Below are 16,596 nucleotides of genomic sequence, written 5' to 3' on the forward strand. Positions count from 1 at the left end.
GTGAGGGCCATGTCCGATCGGCCACGTGAGGGATGGCGGCGATGTCGCGCGCGACGTGTGCCGCGGTTGCCCGGAGAGGCGCCGCGGCCGGGGGCCGCCGCGCCAGGGCCGACGCGCGGGGCCGCCGGGGAGGTATGGTGCCGCCATGCGAACGACTTACGTCTTGTTGGCCGCCGCGCTGCTCCCTGCTTGCAACGGGAGCGCGGGCGACACCACCGCCGACGCCTCGGCGGGCACCGGCATCACCGGCGTGACCGGGCAGGGGCTCACGAGCTCGACCGGGACCGCGAGCGAGAGCGACAGCGGCGGGCCGAGCAGCGAGGGCAGCGACGGCGCCAGCGAAAGTGACAGCGAGACGCCGACGACCGCGGCGCCGCCGACGAGCACGAGCACCACCGGCGAGCCGACGACGGCGACGACGACGGACGCGACGAGCACGAGCACGAGCACCAGCACCACCACGGCGACCACCGAGCAGACGAGCACGACCGGGGTGGTCGAGGAGAAGTGCCCGTGCCCGGACCTCGAGGTGCCGCTCGACGACGGGATCTTCGTGCTGTCGAAGACGGCGCAGCTGTGGAAGTACTTCCCGCAGACGAACGACTTCGAGCTGCTGGGCCCGGCCGACTGCGGGCTCTTGCCGTCGACGTTCTCGATGGGGGTCGACCGCGAGGGCTTCGCGTGGGTGCAGTACAGCGACATGCAGCTGCGCAAGATCGACGTGACCGACACGACGCAGTGCAGCGACCCCGGCTTCGTGCCGATGCAGGACGGGATCGAGAATTTCGGGATGGCGTTCGTGTCGAACAGCGCCGACGACAAGTGCGACCGGATCTACGGCAACCACTACAACGGCGTCGCCAACGGCGACATGGTCAGCGAGTTCTTCAGCGTCGACCCCGACACGCTGGCGGTGGTGCCGCACGGGCTCAGCGACTACGGCCTGGCCGAAGTGACAGGCACCGGCGACGGCCGGGCGTTCCTGTTCGCCGGGCCGGACCCGTCGGTGCTGGTCGAGGTCGACAAGGCGACCGGGGCGACGATCGAGGTGACGCCGCTGCCCGGCGTGAAGACCGGCGGCGGGTTCGCGTTCGCGTTCTTCGGCGGCGACTTCTACTTCTTCACCGACAAGGACTCCGACAGCACCAGCGAGGTGACCCACCTCGACTACGACGACAGCGACGGCAACGGGGTCCAGGACCTCGAGGTCGTGGTCGAGGACGCGCCGCTGCGGATCGTCGGCGCCGGCGTGTCGACCTGCGCGCCGCTGATCCCGCAGTGACCGCGAGGCGGAGATGTCCGCGGGGACAGGTGCCGCCCGGCCGAGCGGCGGGCCGGGCGCACCGCGTGGATGAGGTGATCTCGAGGACATGACCGACAGAGCATGTCCGAGGCGACGAGAGCCGGAGGACATGGTCTCCAGGGCATGTCTCGCGGGACATGCGCCGCGGGGGCCCAGGGAGGGCCGGGCCGGCGAGGTGCGTTGCGCGGGCCTCGCCGCGCCGCCGGGCTCGACCGTGCGCCGGGGCGCGGCGAAGGGCCGCGACCGCAGCCCGACGCCGCGGACAGGCGGCGGCAGTCGCTGCGAGCGAGCCGGCGAATCGCGAGATCGGGCTTGGGACCCGGCGATCGCACGGAGGTGACGCGACGCGTGGTGCGAGGGCCTCGCGGCCCCGAGGTCGCGCCGCAGCGGCCGTTTACACGCGTGCGTCGCCGGCCGAGGCGGGCCGCAGCGGCCTCGGCCGGACACGGCGATCGCCCGGACAGAGTTCGGTCACGCGGCCCCGCGGCTCGCCTGTGCAACGGCGTGCGCGCGGCGCGGCGCGGGCGTCCGACGCCGTTCGCCCGGGTGGCCGGCGCTCCAGCTTCGCCGCATGACTGACGGTTGAGTTTTCTTACCCCCACCCGGCGCCCCAGGGTAGGCTTGGCGACGCATAACAGTCGCCGAGCGCACGAGGTACTGATGAGCGAGACCAAGACCAAACACCAAGAGCTGCAACGCTTTGTGGACGAGTGGGCGGCGCGCTGCAAGCCGGACCGCGTCGAGTGGTGCGACGGCTCGGACGCCGAGTACGACCGCATGCTGGGGCTGCTGATCGAGAGCGGCGCGGCGATCCGTTTGAACCCCAGCAAGCGCCCCAACAGCATCCTGGTGCGCTCGGACCCGCGCGACGTGGCGCGCGTCGAGAGCCGGACGTTCATCTGCAGCGCCTCGCCGGAGGGCGCGGGCCCGACCAACAACTGGGAGGACCCGCTGGTGATGCGCAAGAAGCTGAACGCGCTCTACGACGGCTGCATGCGCGGGCGGACGATGTACGTGATCCCGTTCTGCATGGGCCCGCTGGGCTCGCCGATCGCCCAGATCGGCGTGCAGCTGAGCGACTCGCCGTACGTGGTCGCCAACATGAAGATCATGACCCGCATGGGCAAGCCGGTGCTCGACGCGCTCGGCGACGACGGCCGCTTCGTCAAGGCGGTCCACTCGGTCGGGCACCCGCTCGAGCCCGGCGAGACCGGCCCCGCGTGGCCGTGCAACCCCGAGAACACGTACATCACCCACTTCCCCGAGAAGCGCACGATCCTGTCGTTCGGCAGCGGCTACGGCGGCAATGCGCTGCTCGGCAAGAAGTGCTTCGCGCTCCGCATCGCCTCGGCGATGGCCCGCGACGAGGGCTGGCTCGCCGAGCACATGCTCATCCTCGGCGTCGAGGGCCCCGACGGCAAGAAGACCTACGTGACCGCGGCGTTCCCCAGCGCCTGCGGCAAGACCAACTTCGCCATGCTCATCCCGCCCAAGGAGATGACCGGCTGGAAGGTCACCTGCGTCGGCGACGACATCGCCTGGCTCAAGCCCGACGCCGAGGGCAACCTGCGCGCCATCAACCCCGAGGCCGGCTTCTTCGGCGTGGCCCCGGGCACGTCGATGGAGACCAACCCCAACGCGATGATCTCGTGCGCGCGCGACTCGATCTTCACCAACGTCGCGCTGACCGACGACGGCGACGTGTGGTGGGAGGGCATGACGCAGGAGCCGCCCAAGCACCTGATCGACTGGACCGGCAAGGACTGGACGCCCGACTGCGGCCGCAACGCGGCGCACCCGAACGCCCGCTTCACCGCGCCGGCCCGCAACTGCCCGGTCATCGACCCCGAGTGGGAGAACCCGGCCGGCGTGCCGATCCGCGCGATCATCTTCGGCGGCCGCCGCATGAACGACGTGCCGCTGGTCTACCAGGCGTTCAACTGGTCGCACGGCGTGTACATCGGCGCGACCATGGGCTCGGAGCAGACCGCGGCGGCCGAGGGCCAGGTCGGGGCGCTGCGCCGCGATCCGATGGCGATGCTGCCGTTCTGCGGCTACAACATGGGCGACTACTTCCGCCACTGGCTGTCGATGGCCAAGCGCGTGAAGGAGCCGCCGCGGATCTTCCACGTCAACTGGTTCCGCAAGAAGGACGGCAAGTTCATGTGGCCCGGCTTCGGCCAGAACATGCGCGTGCTCCGCTGGGTGGTCGAGCGCTCGCGCGGCCAGGCGATCGGCGTCGAGTCGCCGCTCGGCTGGATCCCCCACTACCACGACATCGACTGGCGCGGCCTCGACTTCTCCGAGGCCCAGTGGGACGAGCTGATGGGCTACTCGCGCGACCGCGTCAAGAAGCAGACGCTGTCCCACGAGGAGCTGTTCCTCGAGCTGTCCGAGGCGCTGCCGAAGACGATGATCTTCGAGCGCGAGCTGCTGATCAGCCGCCTGTGAGCGCGGGGTGAGGAGCGGCGGGCCATGGCTCTTCAGCCATGGCCCTTCGTGCATGCCCGAACCGGCATGTCCCCAGGGTCATGGCGCTTCGGCCAGCCAGGCGGCGACGTCGGCGCGCAGCTCGACCGGGCGGTCGTAGGTGACGGCGTGGGAGGCGTCGTACGGGGCCAGCCGGATCGTCCGCAGGCCCGGGTCGGGCTCGCCGGGGAAGGCGTCGGGGCGGAACTGGACGTGCAGCTCGCCGGGCCGCGCGCTGCCCCGCGGCAGGTCGTCGATGCGCTCGACGTCGTCGACGAGGGCCGTGAAGAGCTCGAGGGTGGGCTCGATCGAGGGGCCCCACACGGCGAGGTCGCGGGCGGCGTCGGTGATGAAGACGCGAGCGTGGGCGAGGTCGTGGAGGAACAGCGCGCCGTAGTGCGGGTCGCTCGAGTGGACGCCGGCCATGATCGCGGCCGGGCCGCGGAAGCCGTCGAGCGCTTCGACCGAGAACGGCAGGTAGTAGCGGTCCCACGCCGGCAGGACGCCGAGGTGGTCGGCGAGGTCGGGGGCGTCGGCCGGGTAGTCGCCGGGGTTGCGCACGCGGAAGGCGGTCGGGCGGTCGGCGGCGGCGAGGCCGTCGATGTCCTCGGGCGCGACCTGCAAGATGGCGGCGAGGGTGTCGCGGCGCGACAGGCCGGCGCGCGTGCGCGCGAACAGGTCGGCCAGCCAGGTGCCGGGGCCGGCGATGTCGTAGCGGCTGCGGCCGGCGCTCTCGACGAAGTTGATCACGTTGGCCCAGGGGTCGCACGGGCCCGGCTTGTCGGCGCAGGCGACGAACTCGAGGCCGAGGCTGTCCGCGAGGACATGAACCGGAGAACCTGGCGCTTCGAGCAGGTCGCCGGCGCGCGCCTGCTGGGCCGAGCCGGCCAAACTGGGCTGGACGAGGACGAGGTGGCCGAGGGCGGCGCCGACGACGTCGGGGCCCGGGGGCCCGTCGCCGGGGAAGCGGGCGGCGAGGTGGCCGGCGATCGCGGCGGCCAGCGCGGGGTCGCGGTAGCGGCCGGGCCCCTGCTCGTAGCGGGCCGGGAACAGCAGCATGTGCAAGAGGATCGAGGCGCGGATGCCCCCGTAGCTCTCGCCGACGAGGACGAGGCGGCGGCCGGCGAGCGCGGGGTGGTCGTCCCAGAAGCGCAGGAGGGCCCGGGCGAAGTCGGCCGCGTCGAGGTAGCTGTTGAAGTTGCGGCTGTTGAGCTCGGCGGAGCGCAGCGGCATCTCGGAGGGGTCGGCGATCGACTGCTGCGAGAAGCCGGTGTTGCGGGCGTCGAGGTAGAGGAGGTGGCCGAGGGCGGTCCAGGGGGCGGGGCTGGGTGCGGGCTGAAGGTCGTCGCCGAGGGCCTGGGGGGCGGTGTTGCCGGCGAGGATCAAGCCGGTGGACACGCCGGGGCCGCCGTTGAAGAAGAGGAGGAGCGGGGCGTCGCCGGGATCGTGGTCGGCGGGGTGGAAGCTGTAGAACAGCCGCGCCGGCGAGCTGGTCATGGCGATGACGCCGTCGCCCTCGCCGATCTCGTAGTCGACGCCGGCGACGTCGAGATAACCTGCCTCGGGGGACAGCTCGGGACAGTGACAGTGAAAGACGTCGTCCTCGCAGGTGCAGGTGTCGCACGGCGGCGGGGCGTCGCAGCCGGTGGGGGCGGCGGTGGTCGAGGTCGAGGACGTGCGGGTGGTGGGGTCGGGGGCGCCGGTGGTGCTCGTCGAGGAGGAGGAGGTCGAGGTGGTGGTCGGGTCGAGCGCGGTCGTCGACGAGGTCGAGGAGGTGAGGCCGAGCGTGGTGCCGTCGCTGTCTTCGGCGGGCGAAGGGTCGGTGCAGGCCGCGAGGAGCAGCAAGGCAGCGGCCGCGCGAGCGCGAGTCGGCATGGGACGAGCGTATCGCGGCGGGCGGCGCAAGTGCGCGCCGACGGGCGATGAGGGCGGCTCGCGGCGCGGCGGCAGGGCCGCTCGTGGGCCCCGGCGAAGGATGGTAGGGTGAGGCTCGATGTCCGGCGCCGAGCTCGACGGGGTGACGCTGGCGTTCGAGCCCGGCAGCCTGGTGGTCCTCAACGTGGTGCTGGCGCTGGTGATGGTCGGCGTGGCGCTCGACCTGCGGCCGGCCGACTTCGCGGCGGTGCTCCGTCACCCGCGCGCGGCGATGGTCGGCCTGCTGGGCCAGGTGGTGGTGCTGCCGGCGCTGACGTTCGCGCTGGTGGTGCTGCTGCACCCGCCGCCGAGCGTGGCGCTCGGGATGATCCTGGTGGCGGCGTGCCCGGGCGGCAACATGTCGAACTTCATCACCCACCTGGCTCGCGGCAACACCGAGCTGTCGGTGACGCTGACGGCGATCGGGACGGTGCTGGCGGTGGTGACGACGCCGTTCAACCTGGCTTTTTGGTCAGGTCTGTCGGCGGACACGGCGGCGCTGGTCCGGGCGGTCGCGCTGGCGCCGGGCGAGCTGGTGGCGACGGTGCTGGCGGTGCTGGGCGCCCCGCTGGCGCTCGGGATGCTGGTGGCGGCGCGTCGGCCCCGGCTGGCGGCGCAGCTGCGGGGGCCGTTCAAGCTGCTCTCGGTCGGCTGCCTGGCGCTGTTCATCGTGATCGGGCTGAGCCGCAACGCGGGGATCCTGGCCGACCACTGGCTGCTGCTCGGCGGGGTGGTGGCGCTGCACAACGGGCTGGCGCTGCTGGCGGGCTGGCTGGCCGCAAGGACAGCCGGGCTGCCGGGCCGCGACCGGCGGGCGATCGCGATCGAGGTGGGGATCCAAAACGCCGGGCTGGCGCTGGTGCTGGCGTTCGACTTCTTCCCGGGGCTCGGCGGGACGGCGATGATCGCGGCCTGGTGGGGCGTGTGGCACCTGATCGCGGGCCTCTCGCTGGCGTTCGTGTGGCGCCGCCGGGCGCTGCGCGAGGAGGACGCTCAGGCCCAGGCGACGACGACCTGACGCGGGCCGCGGTACGGCAGGCGGCCGTGCGAGACGGCGAAGTTGTCGATCGCGACCACGTCGCCGGCGCGCCACGGGAACACGACCATGTGCCGCCAGACGACGTCGCGCAGGTGCTCGAGGTCGGCGTCGTCGATCTCGCGGCCGTCGCGGTAGGTGCAGTGCATCGGCAGGGCGTCGGCGGCGGTGAACTTGCGCCGCGCGCCGATCATGACCCGGGCGAATCGCGCGAGGGCGAGGCTCCGCAGGTCGCCCTGCCGGGCGTGGACGCGGCGCAGCTCGGCGGCGGCGCTGGCGGCGTGGAACACCTGGAGGTGGTTGAACCACACCGGCTCGCCGGACTCGGGGTGGGGCCGCAAGGCGTCCTGCTCGCTGACGAGGCGCAGCCGCTGTCCCGGGAGCCAGGTGACCTGAAAGCCCTGCTCGGCGCACTTGGCCTCGACGACGCCGCGGTCGGTGGTCAGAAACATCTCGTCCCAGCGCTTGAGCTTCCACAGGTCGAAGCGTCCGCCGCCGTCCGGGCCGTCGTAGTTGCGGATGATGCGGATCCCGCCGCGGACGAAGCGGTCGCGCACGTCGGGAGCGAGGCCGGCGGCGACCCGACGAAAGTCGCACAGCGGGGTCTCGCCGCCGCCGCCCTGGGGAGCGACCAGACAGGCGAAGAACAGCCGCCGCGGCGGGTCGCGCAAGAACGACATCTCGCAGTGCTGCGGGATCGGGTAGTACGGGGGCAGCTCGCTGGCCGAAAAGACGTACTCGCTGAGCGCGTCGCGGGGCGAGGTGCCGAGGTACTCGTTCTTCAGCTCGGGGTCGATCGCCCGCGCGACCCGCTCGAGGTCGACCGGGACGCGCACGCCGAAGCCGCGCAGCAAGACGGCGCCGTGGGTGCGAAGCTGTCCGGAGAGCCAGGTCTTCTCGGCGTCGAGCCAGGCGCGCAAGGCGTCGACGCGGACGTCGCCGTCAGGCTCGACCACCGGGACGACGCCGCCCCCGGGACCCCGGATCTCGCTGAGTCGCATGGGGCGACGATCGCACAAATCGCCGGCGGTGGCGCAGGGCGGGCCGGGCGAGGTCGCGCCGGGGCGGGAGAATGAGGATGGCTTTCGGGACAGGTCGGGGGACGCGGGGAACGGGGCGTCTGCCGACCTCGATGAGCGCCGTGCCGGGCGCAACCCGGGGGCGACGGACGCGAGCTCGGGGCGACTTCCGGGTCGGAGCCCAGCGAAGAGGGGCGAGGATGTCCTTTCGGACAGAGCCCGCGACTCACTGGTCGGTGAGGACCTCGTCGAGGCGCGTGGCGACCAGGACGCGGGCGGCCCAGGTCTCGAGGAGAGCCTCGTCGCGGCAGTCGAGGACGCGCTGGCGCTGGGCGTCGGTGAGGCCGAAGCCCTTGAGCTGGAGCATCTTGAGGACGAGCTCGGCCTTGCCGGCGAGGCGGCCCTTGACCTCGCCCTCGGCGATGCCCTCGAGCCAGGGCTTGCGGAACATGTCGCTGATCGGTTCCCAGCGCTTTTGGGTGGCCATGAGCTGCTCCAGGGCGAGGCGGGCCGCGCGGCCGAGCAGGCCGACGACGAAGTCAGGGTAGTGGATCCCCCGTTCGTCGTCGAGCTCGCGGCTCGCGTCGAGGGCGGCCAGGGCGATCCGTTCGACGCCGGGCTCGTCGGCGTGGGCGGCGACCGACAGCACCGCCAGCTCCGGCAACTCGCGCGCCCGATCGAAATCGGTGACCGCGGGGACGGCCTCGGGCCCGAGGACCCACGGCAGTAAAACGTTGCGCTGGCGGCCGAGGTCGATCGGCTCGGCGCACCAGCGGGCGACGTCGCGGTCGAGCGAGACGACCACGAGGGTCACGGGACAGTTGAGGCGCGTGCGCAGGCCGGCGACGTACAGCGGCCAGGTCCAGCGCTTGCGCGGGTCTCGTTCGACCTGGACCTCGACGACCAGGGCCTCGTCGGGCCGCTCGGGCGCGCCGCCGAGGCCAAGGACCGCGTCGGCGCGGTGCTCGGCGAAGTGGAGGTCGACGAACTCGGCGGCGCTGATCCGGACGGGACCCGGCGGCGCGCCCGGCCACAGGAGGTCGGGGATCAGCGCCGGCGCGTGGCGGACGAGCTGGACCAGCGCCTCGTGAGACAGCTTGGGCACCGCGGCGCGCGAGCTAGCACGCGCGCCCGGGCGGGCCAGAGTTTGCCCTGTCCGCGGGCTCGCGCCGCTTCGCAGGGGGGCTGTCAGCGGGCTGGACGCGCGGGCTTGTCGGAGTTGCGAGCCCAGCGGATCAGGAACTGGATCTTGCCGTCGCGCTGGAAGCCGCGGAAGAACTCGACCAGGTCGTCGTAGATCTTCGGGTCGCGCACGAGGCGGCCCATGGTGCCCTCGCCGCGCTCGATGCCGGCGACGATCTTGTTCACGTTGCCGAGCGTGTCCTGCACGCTCTTGAGCATCTTGCCCTGCGAGTCGTAGAGCAGGCGGGTCGAGATGTTGACGTTGTACGGGTCGTGCAGGGCGTTCGAGATCGCGGCCATCTTCTTGCGGCCGTCGTCGACCAGCGGCTGCATGCTGTCGTCGAACTTCGTCAGCGCCTTCTGGCCCTTGGCGAGGAAGTGGTCGAGGTCGGCGGCGCCGTCCTGCACGCCGCGGAGCGAGCTGCCGAAGCTGCGCAGCAGGTCCTCGTCGTTGAGCATGGCGCCGATCATGCCCTTGCCGGCCGCCGTGTTGCGCAGGTTCTCGTCGGCGGCGGCGAGCCGGTTCTGGATGTTCCGGACGGTCTCGCCGTCGCCCATCGCGGCCGCGAGCTCGGCGATCCCGCCGATGGCCTCCTCGACCTTGACGAAGCCGCCGTCGACCTTCTCCTTGACGGCGTCGATCGTCTCGGTCATCGACGGCGTGGTCTGGATCCGCCCGCCGGGGTGGATCGGCTCGCCGCGGCCGACCGAGATCTGGACGATCTGATCGCCGAGCACGCCGTTCTGCGAGATGACGGCGCGGCTGTCGTCGCGGATGTGCAGCATGCTGTCCTGAAAGACAGACAGGGTGACGCGGATCCGGCTGTGATCGGTGGTGAAGCCGTCGCAGATGCCGGTGCCGCCGGTCCACAGCACGCCGCGGTAGCGCCGGCGCATCTCGGCGGTGACGCACACCTCGCCCTGGCCGCACTGCGAGTCCTCCTCGCAGGGGGCGTGGAGGTCCTTGTTGAAGGAGTACGACTCGAGCTCGGCGCAGCGACCCTCGGGCGCGCAGAACATGGTGCGGTCGCAGTCGTCGGTGCGGCCCTGGCCGAAGCGGCCGCGATCTTCGGTCTGCGGGTTGCACGGGTAGTCGACCCACACGAACTCCCGCTTGACGACGGTGCCGATCTCGATGCCCTCGATCTGGACGGCGCTGCCCTCGCGCAGGCCCAAGACCTGGCGGAAGTCGGCGGTGATCTCGACCCGCTCCTTCCACAGGTTCGTGCCCTGGCTGAACACCATGAGGGTGACCAGGATGACGAGGCCGGTGATGATGACGACGAGCCCGACGATCTGGTTGAGGCTCTGCTCGCTCCGGCGGGCCATCCTCGAATCGTAGCGGATCCGGCCGCGCGTGAGGAGGTCGCCGCGCGGGGCCTGCCGCGGCGTTCGCACAGGGCGCAGGCGAACGAGATCGCGCCCGGCGGCGCTCGGGTGGTGGGGCGGCGAGCCGGAGGTCCAGTCGGGCTCCTGCAGGCAGGTGCCCACGGATCGAAGGACGGCGGCCGGCCTCGAGAGGTCGAGGTGACCGGACGCGGCGGCGAAGATCCTCGCAGCGAGCTCGACGTGGGGGGTGGGCCGTGTTCGCAAGCGTGCTCGCAGCGGTGGCGGCTGCGTCGACCCGCCGCGGGTCGCTTGCCCGTGGGCCGGGCGAGGATGCCTCGCGGGCCGAGCCGTCGTTCGCGGGGCCGAGGACGGCGCGGTGAGGACGCTGTCGCTGGCCGATGACGCCGGGCTGGACGGTGCGGCGCGCCCCAGCCAGCGCGGCCTGCGTCCTCGCGCGTCGGCTCCGGCGCGACGCGTCAGGGCTCCCGCCGGCCGCCTCGTGCTGACGGCTACTCGACAGCCGGGGCGCGATGTGGAATGTCCACGGCGCCATGTCCGCTCCGCCTCCCGCCCCGTTCGACCCGCAGGCGTTCGATGCTCACGTGATGTCGACCTACGCCCGCTTCCCGATCGCGCTCGAGCGGGGCGAGGGCTGCAGGGTGTGGGACACGACGGGCCGGTCCTACCTCGACTTCGCGGCCGGGATCGCGACCTGTACTTTGGGACATGCCCACAAGAACCTGGTCGAAGCGGTCACGCGCCAGATCGGGCGGCTGCACCACGTGTCGAACCTGTACTACATCCCCGAGCAGGGCATGCTGGCGGCCCTGCTGGCGGCGCTCGGGGCCGGGGAGCGGGCGTTCTTCTGCAATTCCGGGGCGGAGGCCAACGAGGCGGCGATCAAGCTGGCGCGCAAGTACGGGCGCACGCGCCTCGGGATCGAGCGGCCGGTGGTGATCGCGGCGCAGGCGAGCTTCCACGGGCGCACGCTGGCGACGGTGACGGCCACCGGGCAGGCGAAGTACCAGCAGAACTTCGACCCGCTGGTGCCGGGCTTCGTCCACGTGCCGTTCAACGACGCGACGGCGCTGGGCGAGGCGATCGTCGAGCTCGACCGCGAGCGCAAGCAGGTGGCGGCGGTGCTGCTCGAGCCGCTCCAGGGCGAGGGCGGGATCCGGCCCGGCGACCCGGCGGTGTTCCGCAAGATCCGCGAGCTGTGCGACGCCCGCGGGATCCTGCTGATGTTCGACGAGGTCCAGGTGGGCGTCGGCCGCAGCGGCAAGTGGTGGGGCCACCAGCACCTCGAGGTCGAGGCCGATGTCGTCACGCTGGCGAAGGGCCTGGCCGGCGGGCTGCCGATCGGGGCGATGCTGTGCAAGCGCAGCTGCGACGTGTTCCAGCCCGGCGACCACGCGAGCACGTTCGGCGGCAACCCGCTGGCCTGCGCGGCGGCGCTGACGGTGCTGATGACGATCGAGAAGGACAAGCTGGTCGACAACGCTCGCCTGCGCGGCGACCAGCTGCGCGCGGGGCTGCAGGCGCTGGCGAAGTCGTCGCCGGGCAAGATCGCGGAGGTGCGCGGCTGGGGCCTGTTGCTCGGCGCGGAGCTCGGGTCGACGGAGCCGCGCACGGCCGCCGACATCGCCCGCGCGGCGCTCGACGCCGGACTCCTCGTGGTGCCGGCGGGGCCGCGGGTGGTCCGGTTCGTGCCGCCGCTGATCGTCACGGCGGCCGAGATCGACGAGGCGCTGGCGGTGTTCGCCAGGGTGCTGGCGGGCTGACGGGCGCGGCCGACTTCGCGAGCCGGTGAGGCCCAAAGGCCCACGGCGGGGCGAAGGAGCACCTGTCCTTGCGGGCAGGCGCTCCGGGTCGCCACGGTGTCGGGGCGGTCGCGCGCGGGCGAGGAGAGGTGGGCCGGCCTGCGTCACGCGGCGGGGCGACGGGTCGTGTCGGGTCGCCGCGGGCGGCTGCGTCCTCCAACCGTCGTCCTGCTCATCGACCCCTTCGGCGTCTCTCCGGCGACCTCGTTCGAGCTTGTACATGTCTTATCGGGCATGTCCGAAAGAACACCCCTCGATCACGAAAGCGCGCGACGCGAGCGGAGCGGCGGCGTGGTATGGTCCAGGCTGCATGACTGCGAGCTTCGCTTCGATCCGCGAGCAGGTGGCGGCCGGGGACGCGTCCGGCGGCTGGTTGGCGCTCACGCAGGTGTTCGGCTACCCGCACGGGGGGTCGCTCGACGCCGAGGGTTTCGCGGAGGCGATGGCGCTGGCCCTGACGATCACGCGCGAGCTGGCCGGGCCGGACGGGGTGGCCGACCTGGCGCGCGCGGCGACGGCTCCGGACGATCCGCGGGCGCTCTACGACGCCGGCTGGTGGCTGGCCGAACAGCGGCAGTTCGCGATCGCGGCGAGCGTGCTCGAGCGGGCCAACCAGATCGCGCCGGGGCAGCCGGGGATCGTGGGCGAGCTGGCGAACGCGCTCGAGCACCTGCTGTACTACGGGCCGGCGGCGCTGGTGGTCGAGGCGTCGGGGCGGGCGGACGACGATCCGCTGCTGGCGTACCTGTCGGGCTTCTACTGGCTGATGTGCGGCGACCTCGAGCGGCCGCGGGCGCGGCTGCAGCGGCTCGCCGGGGCGACCGAGGCGAACCTGGTGTTCATGCGCGAGGCGCTGGCCGCGATGCTGGCGCGGGCGGACGCGCTGGCGGCCGCGGGCGTCGGGCTCGACGAGGGGGCGCTGACGGCCTGGCACGCGGTGCTCAACGGGTCGCTGCTGCTTCACGAGTCGCCGCACGGCTACCCGGAGCCGATGCACGGGCGCTACGCGTTCCTCAACGACTCGCCGGCGCTGCAGCGGCTCGGGCTCGATCGGCTGCAGCGCTTGCTGGCGGCGGTGGGGCACCGCCCGGAGCGGATCTTGAGCGCGCCCGACCGCGCCAGCCGGATCCTCGCGCACGCGGCGGCGCGGGTGCTGGACCTCCCGCTCGCGCCATGGACCGACGACGCCCGCCGCCGCGGGCTGGTGGTGGCGTGGAGCCTCGACGCGGTCGAGGAGCCGGCGTTCCTCGGCGGCATGCGGATGCACGCGCCGGGGCGGCCGCTGTTCGTGCACGTGACCGACTGGATCGAGCCGTTCGCGTACGCGCCCGACGTGGCGACAGTCCTGGCGCAGGTGGTGCGGCACCCGTTCACGGGCGGGGCGCTGACCTACGATCCGGCGACGCGCAAGATCGCCGAGGCCGAGGCCGACAGCCGCGACGAGGCCGAGCTGGGCGGGCTCATCGCGGCGACGGCGGTGGCGGACGACAGCGCGACGCCGCTCGAGCGGGTGATCGACCTCGACCGCGCGCTCGCGGGGCTGCCGGCGGAGCAGCGGCTCGGGCTGCGCCGCGAGGCCGGCTCGCGGCTGATCCACCGCGCCGGCAGCCCGGTGCCGAGCAACCGCTTCACGTGAAGGGGGGTCGCGAGCGGCGCGGGCTGCTCGCGCCGAGGGTCGGCCGCTGTGCTGAACCTTCAGACATGGCTTGAAGGGCATGTCCGACGGGACTGCCGGTGGTGCTCGGCACCCAGGGGCGTCTGCAGCGGTGGAGCGGCCCCTGCCGGGAGGTCGGGAGGGTGGGCGCCCGTCCTTCGAGCTGTCGTATCGGACATGCCTTGAAGGGCATGTCCACGCGGACATCCGGCAGCGCCGCCGGCGGCGCGGCTCAGCGCAGCGCGTCGAGGCGGGCGCGCAGGCGGTCGAGGCCGAGGTTGCCGGGGCCGCCGAGGCTGACGCGGGCGGCGAGGCTCTCCGCCGGAGACCTGTCCTTCAGGTCATGCATCTCGGCGGCGGCTTGGCGGTAGGCGTCGCGGAACGGCACGCCGGCGCGGGCGAGCTCGACGGCGCGGTCGGTGGCGTACAGCTCGGGGTCGATCGCGGCGGCCATGCGGGCGACGTCGAGCTCGAGGGTGTGGACGAGCGCGGGGACGAGGGCGAGGCCGGCGAGGCCGCGGGTGAAGGCGCGCAGGACGGGGGCCTTGGTGGCCTGGAGGTCGCGGTGGTAGCCGCTCGGCAGCGACAGCAGCGACGACAGCTCGGACATCGCGCCCTCGGTGACCGACGGGACGGCGCGCAGCAGCTCGACGACGTCGGGGTTGCGCTTGTTGGGCATGATCGACGAGCCGGTGGTGTAGGCGTCGGGCAGGCGCACGAACGCGAACTCGGCGGTCGAGTACAGCGAGAGGTCCCAGGCCAGGCGGCGGACGTCGAGCAGGGCCTGGTGCAGCGCCTGGACGGCCAGCAGCTCGAGCTTGCCGCGGCTGTTCTGGGCGTAGATCGGCGAGACCTGGACGCGCGAGAAGCCGAGCTCGCGGGCGACGCCGTCGCGGTCGAGCGGGAGGTTGACGCCGTAGCCGGCGGCCGTGCCGAGCGGGCTCGAGTCGAGGGTGCCGGCGGTGGCGCGGGCGGTCTCGGCGTCGTCGAGGAAGGCCTCGGCGTGGCCGGCGAGCAGGGCCGCGAGCGACGAGGGCACGGCCCGCTGCAGGTGCGTGTAGCCGGGCAGGGCGACGTCCCGGGTGGTCTCGGCGCGGCGCAGGCAGGCGTCGGCGCAGTCGAGGCAGCGCGCTCGCAGGTCGGCGAGGGCGTCCTTGAGCCACAGGCGCATGGCGACGAGGACCTGGTCGTTGCGGCTGCGGCCGGTGTGGACCTTGCGGCCGACGTCGCCGAGCCGCTCGCTCAGGTACCACTCGATGGCGGAGTGACCGTCCTCGAAGCGCTCGTCGAGCACGAAGCTGCCGGCGCGCACGGCCTCGGCGAGCTCGCCCAGGCCGTTCACCAGCGCCTCGGCCTCGGCGGCGGCGAGGACGTCGATGCGCTGCAGGCCGTGGACGTGGGCGATCGAGGCGCGGATGTCGTGGAGGATGAGCCGGCGATCGAGGACGACGTCGTCGCCGGCGCAGAACTCCTGGGCCGCGGCGTCGAGCGCGGCCTGGCCCTTGTCCCATAGCGGTCGGGTGCTCATGCGGTTCTCCTGGGAGCTCGTCGCGGGTGAGTCGGGGATCGTGGCCTTCGGGGCAGGCGCGGACGGGCGCTGCTGCGGCGCTCGGGCGGGCTCGCGGTGGTGCCTGGCCTTCGGGACAGGAGAGGGGCGGCGCTCAGGGGCGGGCGGCGAGCGGTGGTGCCTGGCCTTCGGGACATGGGAAGAGCCGGGGTCAGGCGCTCGGGTCTCGCGGCACGCCCTGGCGCTCGGGCAGGCCGAGGGCGAGGTTCAGGTTCTGCAGGGCCTGCGAGGCGGCGCCCTTGAGCAGGTTGTCGAGGGTGACGACGACGACGGCGTGGCGGTCGTCGACCTGGAAGCCGCCGATGGTGACGTCGTGGCGGCCGGCGGCGGCGCGGACCTCGGGGATGTCGTCCGTGACGCGCACGAGCGGCTCTCCGGCGTAGACGTCGCGGTAGCGGCGGACCAGCGCGTCGCGCTCCAGCGGGCGCGCGAGCGGGAGGGTGATCGTGAGGGTGATGCCGCGGAAGAACGGGGCGACGTGGGGGACGAAGCGGACCGCGTGGCCGAGGTGGTGGCTGGCCTCGCGCTCGTGCAGGTGGCCGGTGAGCGCGTACGGCATGAGGTTGTCGCGCAGCCGCTCGGGGTCGTTGCGCGGCGAGGGGGTGGTGCCGGCGCCGCTGTAGCCGGACACGCCGAAGGCCTGCGGCGGGCCGGCCAGCAGCTCGAGCAGCGGGGCGACGCCGAGCTGGATGCCGGTGGCGTAGCAGCCGGGGTTGGCGATCTTGCGGGCGCCGCGGATCCGTTCGCGGTGGCGCTCGGGCAGGCCGTAGGCCCAGGCCGGGTCGAAGCGGAAGTCGGCCGAGAGATCGACGAGCACGGGGGCGCGCGGGCCGGCGGCCAGCGCGTCGGCGTAGGCGGCGGCCAGGCCGTTGGGCAGGGCGAGCACGACGGCGTCGACGGGCCAGGAAGCGACTGTCTCCGGGGACATGTCCTCGAGGACAATGCCCGCGGGGGCGTGGGCGAGGTGGGCCGAGAGCGGCTCGCCGACCCCCTGGCGGGAGGCGGCGCGCGCGAGGCGGAGGCCGCCGTGGCCGGCGAGCAGGCGCGCGAGCTCGCCGCCGACGTGGCCGCGGGCGCCGACGAGGCCGAGGGTCGGGGTCATCGCGGACCTCCGGGGCGGCGGACGGGGGCGGGGGCGCCCGCGCGGGGCGGTGCGTGCTCCGAGGGACATGTCCTCGGGGGCATGAGGCGTGCGCGGCGGTCGAGCGGGGATGTCCTTCCGGACAGGCGACACCGTGCGCGGCCGGGCGCGCCCGCGGCCCCCCGGGGGCCTGCCTGTCGCCTACGACATGTCTCTGGGAGC

The 16,596-nt window shown here is 73.2% G+C and carries 11 protein-coding genes; 5 read left to right on the plus strand and 6 right to left on the minus strand.

Going from position 1 to position 16,596, the window contains the following annotated elements:
* Nucleotides 1-145: 145 nt before the first annotated feature.
* Both NAEX_RS41010 and NAEX_RS41015 read left to right on the plus strand, forming a co-directional pair.
* Entirely contained in the window at nucleotides 146-1,282 is a 1,137-nt protein-coding gene (locus tag NAEX_RS41010; RefSeq protein WP_143140681.1) for a hypothetical protein, read from the plus strand.
* 642 nt (nucleotides 1,283-1,924) lie between these two features.
* Complete coding sequence (locus NAEX_RS41015; RefSeq protein WP_256254055.1) at nucleotides 1,925-3,754, plus strand: phosphoenolpyruvate carboxykinase (GTP); 1,830 nt, start codon at nucleotides 1,925-1,927, stop codon at nucleotides 3,752-3,754.
* A 78-nt stretch (nucleotides 3,755-3,832) separates the two neighbouring features.
* Here the strand turns inward: NAEX_RS41015 and NAEX_RS41020 are convergent, their stop codons facing one another.
* Nucleotides 3,833-5,647, minus strand: coding sequence for a S10 family serine carboxypeptidase-like protein (locus tag NAEX_RS41020; RefSeq protein ID WP_177325938.1), 1,815 nt, complete (start codon nucleotides 5,645-5,647; stop codon nucleotides 3,833-3,835).
* Between the two features lie 118 nt (nucleotides 5,648-5,765).
* On the opposite strand from NAEX_RS41020, the gene NAEX_RS41025 reads away from it, so the two are divergent.
* On the plus strand, nucleotides 5,766-6,704 hold the full coding sequence (locus NAEX_RS41025; RefSeq protein WP_096332901.1) for a bile acid:sodium symporter family protein: 939 nt from the start codon (nucleotides 5,766-5,768) through the stop codon (nucleotides 6,702-6,704).
* Here NAEX_RS41025 and NAEX_RS41030 read toward each other — a convergent pair.
* The 3 genes from NAEX_RS41030 to NAEX_RS41040 all read right to left on the minus strand — a co-directional run bounded on the left by NAEX_RS41030 (nucleotide 6,680) and on the right by NAEX_RS41040 (nucleotide 10,252).
* Nucleotides 6,680-7,723, minus strand: coding sequence for a TauD/TfdA family dioxygenase (locus NAEX_RS41030; RefSeq protein WP_096332902.1), 1,044 nt, complete (start codon nucleotides 7,721-7,723; stop codon nucleotides 6,680-6,682). The genes NAEX_RS41025 and NAEX_RS41030 overlap by 25 nt on opposite strands.
* 244 nt (nucleotides 7,724-7,967) lie before the next feature.
* Nucleotides 7,968-8,846 carry a hypothetical protein gene (locus NAEX_RS41035; RefSeq protein ID WP_096332903.1) on the minus strand — a complete coding sequence of 293 codons (879 nt, stop codon included), beginning with the start codon at nucleotides 8,844-8,846 and terminating at the stop codon, nucleotides 7,968-7,970.
* Nucleotides 8,847-8,929: 83 nt separating this feature from the next.
* On the minus strand, nucleotides 8,930-10,252 hold the full coding sequence (locus NAEX_RS41040) for an MlaD family protein (protein ID WP_143140679.1): 1,323 nt from the start codon (nucleotides 10,250-10,252) through the stop codon (nucleotides 8,930-8,932).
* A gap of 551 nt (nucleotides 10,253-10,803) precedes the next feature.
* On the opposite strand from NAEX_RS41040, the gene NAEX_RS41045 reads away from it, so the two are divergent.
* Both NAEX_RS41045 and NAEX_RS51520 read left to right on the plus strand, forming a co-directional pair.
* The gene (locus NAEX_RS41045; protein ID WP_096332905.1) at nucleotides 10,804-12,033 is read left to right on the plus strand and encodes an aspartate aminotransferase family protein; all 1,230 of its coding nucleotides are present in this window, start codon (nucleotides 10,804-10,806) and stop codon (nucleotides 12,031-12,033) included.
* A 349-nt stretch (nucleotides 12,034-12,382) separates the two neighbouring features.
* Nucleotides 12,383-13,708: a tetratricopeptide repeat protein gene (locus tag NAEX_RS51520; RefSeq protein ID WP_096332906.1), complete on the plus strand. Its 1,326-nt coding sequence runs from the start codon at nucleotides 12,383-12,385 to the stop codon at nucleotides 13,706-13,708.
* 250 nt (nucleotides 13,709-13,958) lie between these two features.
* Here NAEX_RS51520 and argH read toward each other — a convergent pair whose 3' ends face one another.
* On the minus strand, nucleotides 13,959-15,254 hold the full coding sequence (gene argH / locus NAEX_RS41055; protein WP_096332907.1) for an argininosuccinate lyase: 1,296 nt from the start codon (nucleotides 15,252-15,254) through the stop codon (nucleotides 13,959-13,961).
* Nucleotides 15,255-15,444: 190 nt separating this feature from the next.
* Nucleotides 15,445-16,395 carry an N-acetyl-gamma-glutamyl-phosphate reductase gene (argC, locus tag NAEX_RS41060; RefSeq protein WP_096332908.1) on the minus strand — a complete coding sequence of 317 codons (951 nt, stop codon included), beginning with the start codon at nucleotides 16,393-16,395 and terminating at the stop codon, nucleotides 15,445-15,447.
* Nucleotides 16,396-16,596: the final 201 nt, after the last annotated feature.

This window comes from Nannocystis exedens, assembly GCF_002343915.1.
Taxonomy (GTDB): domain Bacteria; phylum Myxococcota_A; class Polyangia; order Nannocystales; family Nannocystaceae; genus Nannocystis; species Nannocystis exedens.

Excerpts from the sequence above, each read along its gene's own strand:
- NAEX_RS41010 (WP_143140681.1), top strand. The coding sequence starts at position 146 with ATGCGAACGACTTACGTCTTGTTGGCCGCCGCGCTGCTCCCTGCTTGC.
- NAEX_RS41025 (WP_096332901.1), top strand. The coding sequence starts at position 5,766 with ATGTCCGGCGCCGAGCTCGACGGGGTGACGCTGGCGTTCGAGCCCGGC.
- NAEX_RS41040 (WP_143140679.1), bottom strand. The coding sequence starts at position 10,252 with ATGGCCCGCCGGAGCGAGCAGAGCCTCAACCAGATCGTCGGGCTCGTC.
- argC (WP_096332908.1), bottom strand. The coding sequence starts at position 16,395 with ATGACCCCGACCCTCGGCCTCGTCGGCGCCCGCGGCCACGTCGGCGGC.
- NAEX_RS41020 (WP_177325938.1), bottom strand. The coding sequence starts at position 5,647 with ATGCCGACTCGCGCTCGCGCGGCCGCTGCCTTGCTGCTCCTCGCGGCC.
- NAEX_RS51520 (WP_096332906.1), top strand. The coding sequence starts at position 12,383 with ATGACTGCGAGCTTCGCTTCGATCCGCGAGCAGGTGGCGGCCGGGGAC.
- NAEX_RS41045 (WP_096332905.1), top strand. The coding sequence starts at position 10,804 with ATGTCCGCTCCGCCTCCCGCCCCGTTCGACCCGCAGGCGTTCGATGCT.
- argH (WP_096332907.1), bottom strand. The coding sequence starts at position 15,254 with ATGAGCACCCGACCGCTATGGGACAAGGGCCAGGCCGCGCTCGACGCC.
- NAEX_RS41030 (WP_096332902.1), bottom strand. The coding sequence starts at position 7,723 with ATGCGACTCAGCGAGATCCGGGGTCCCGGGGGCGGCGTCGTCCCGGTG.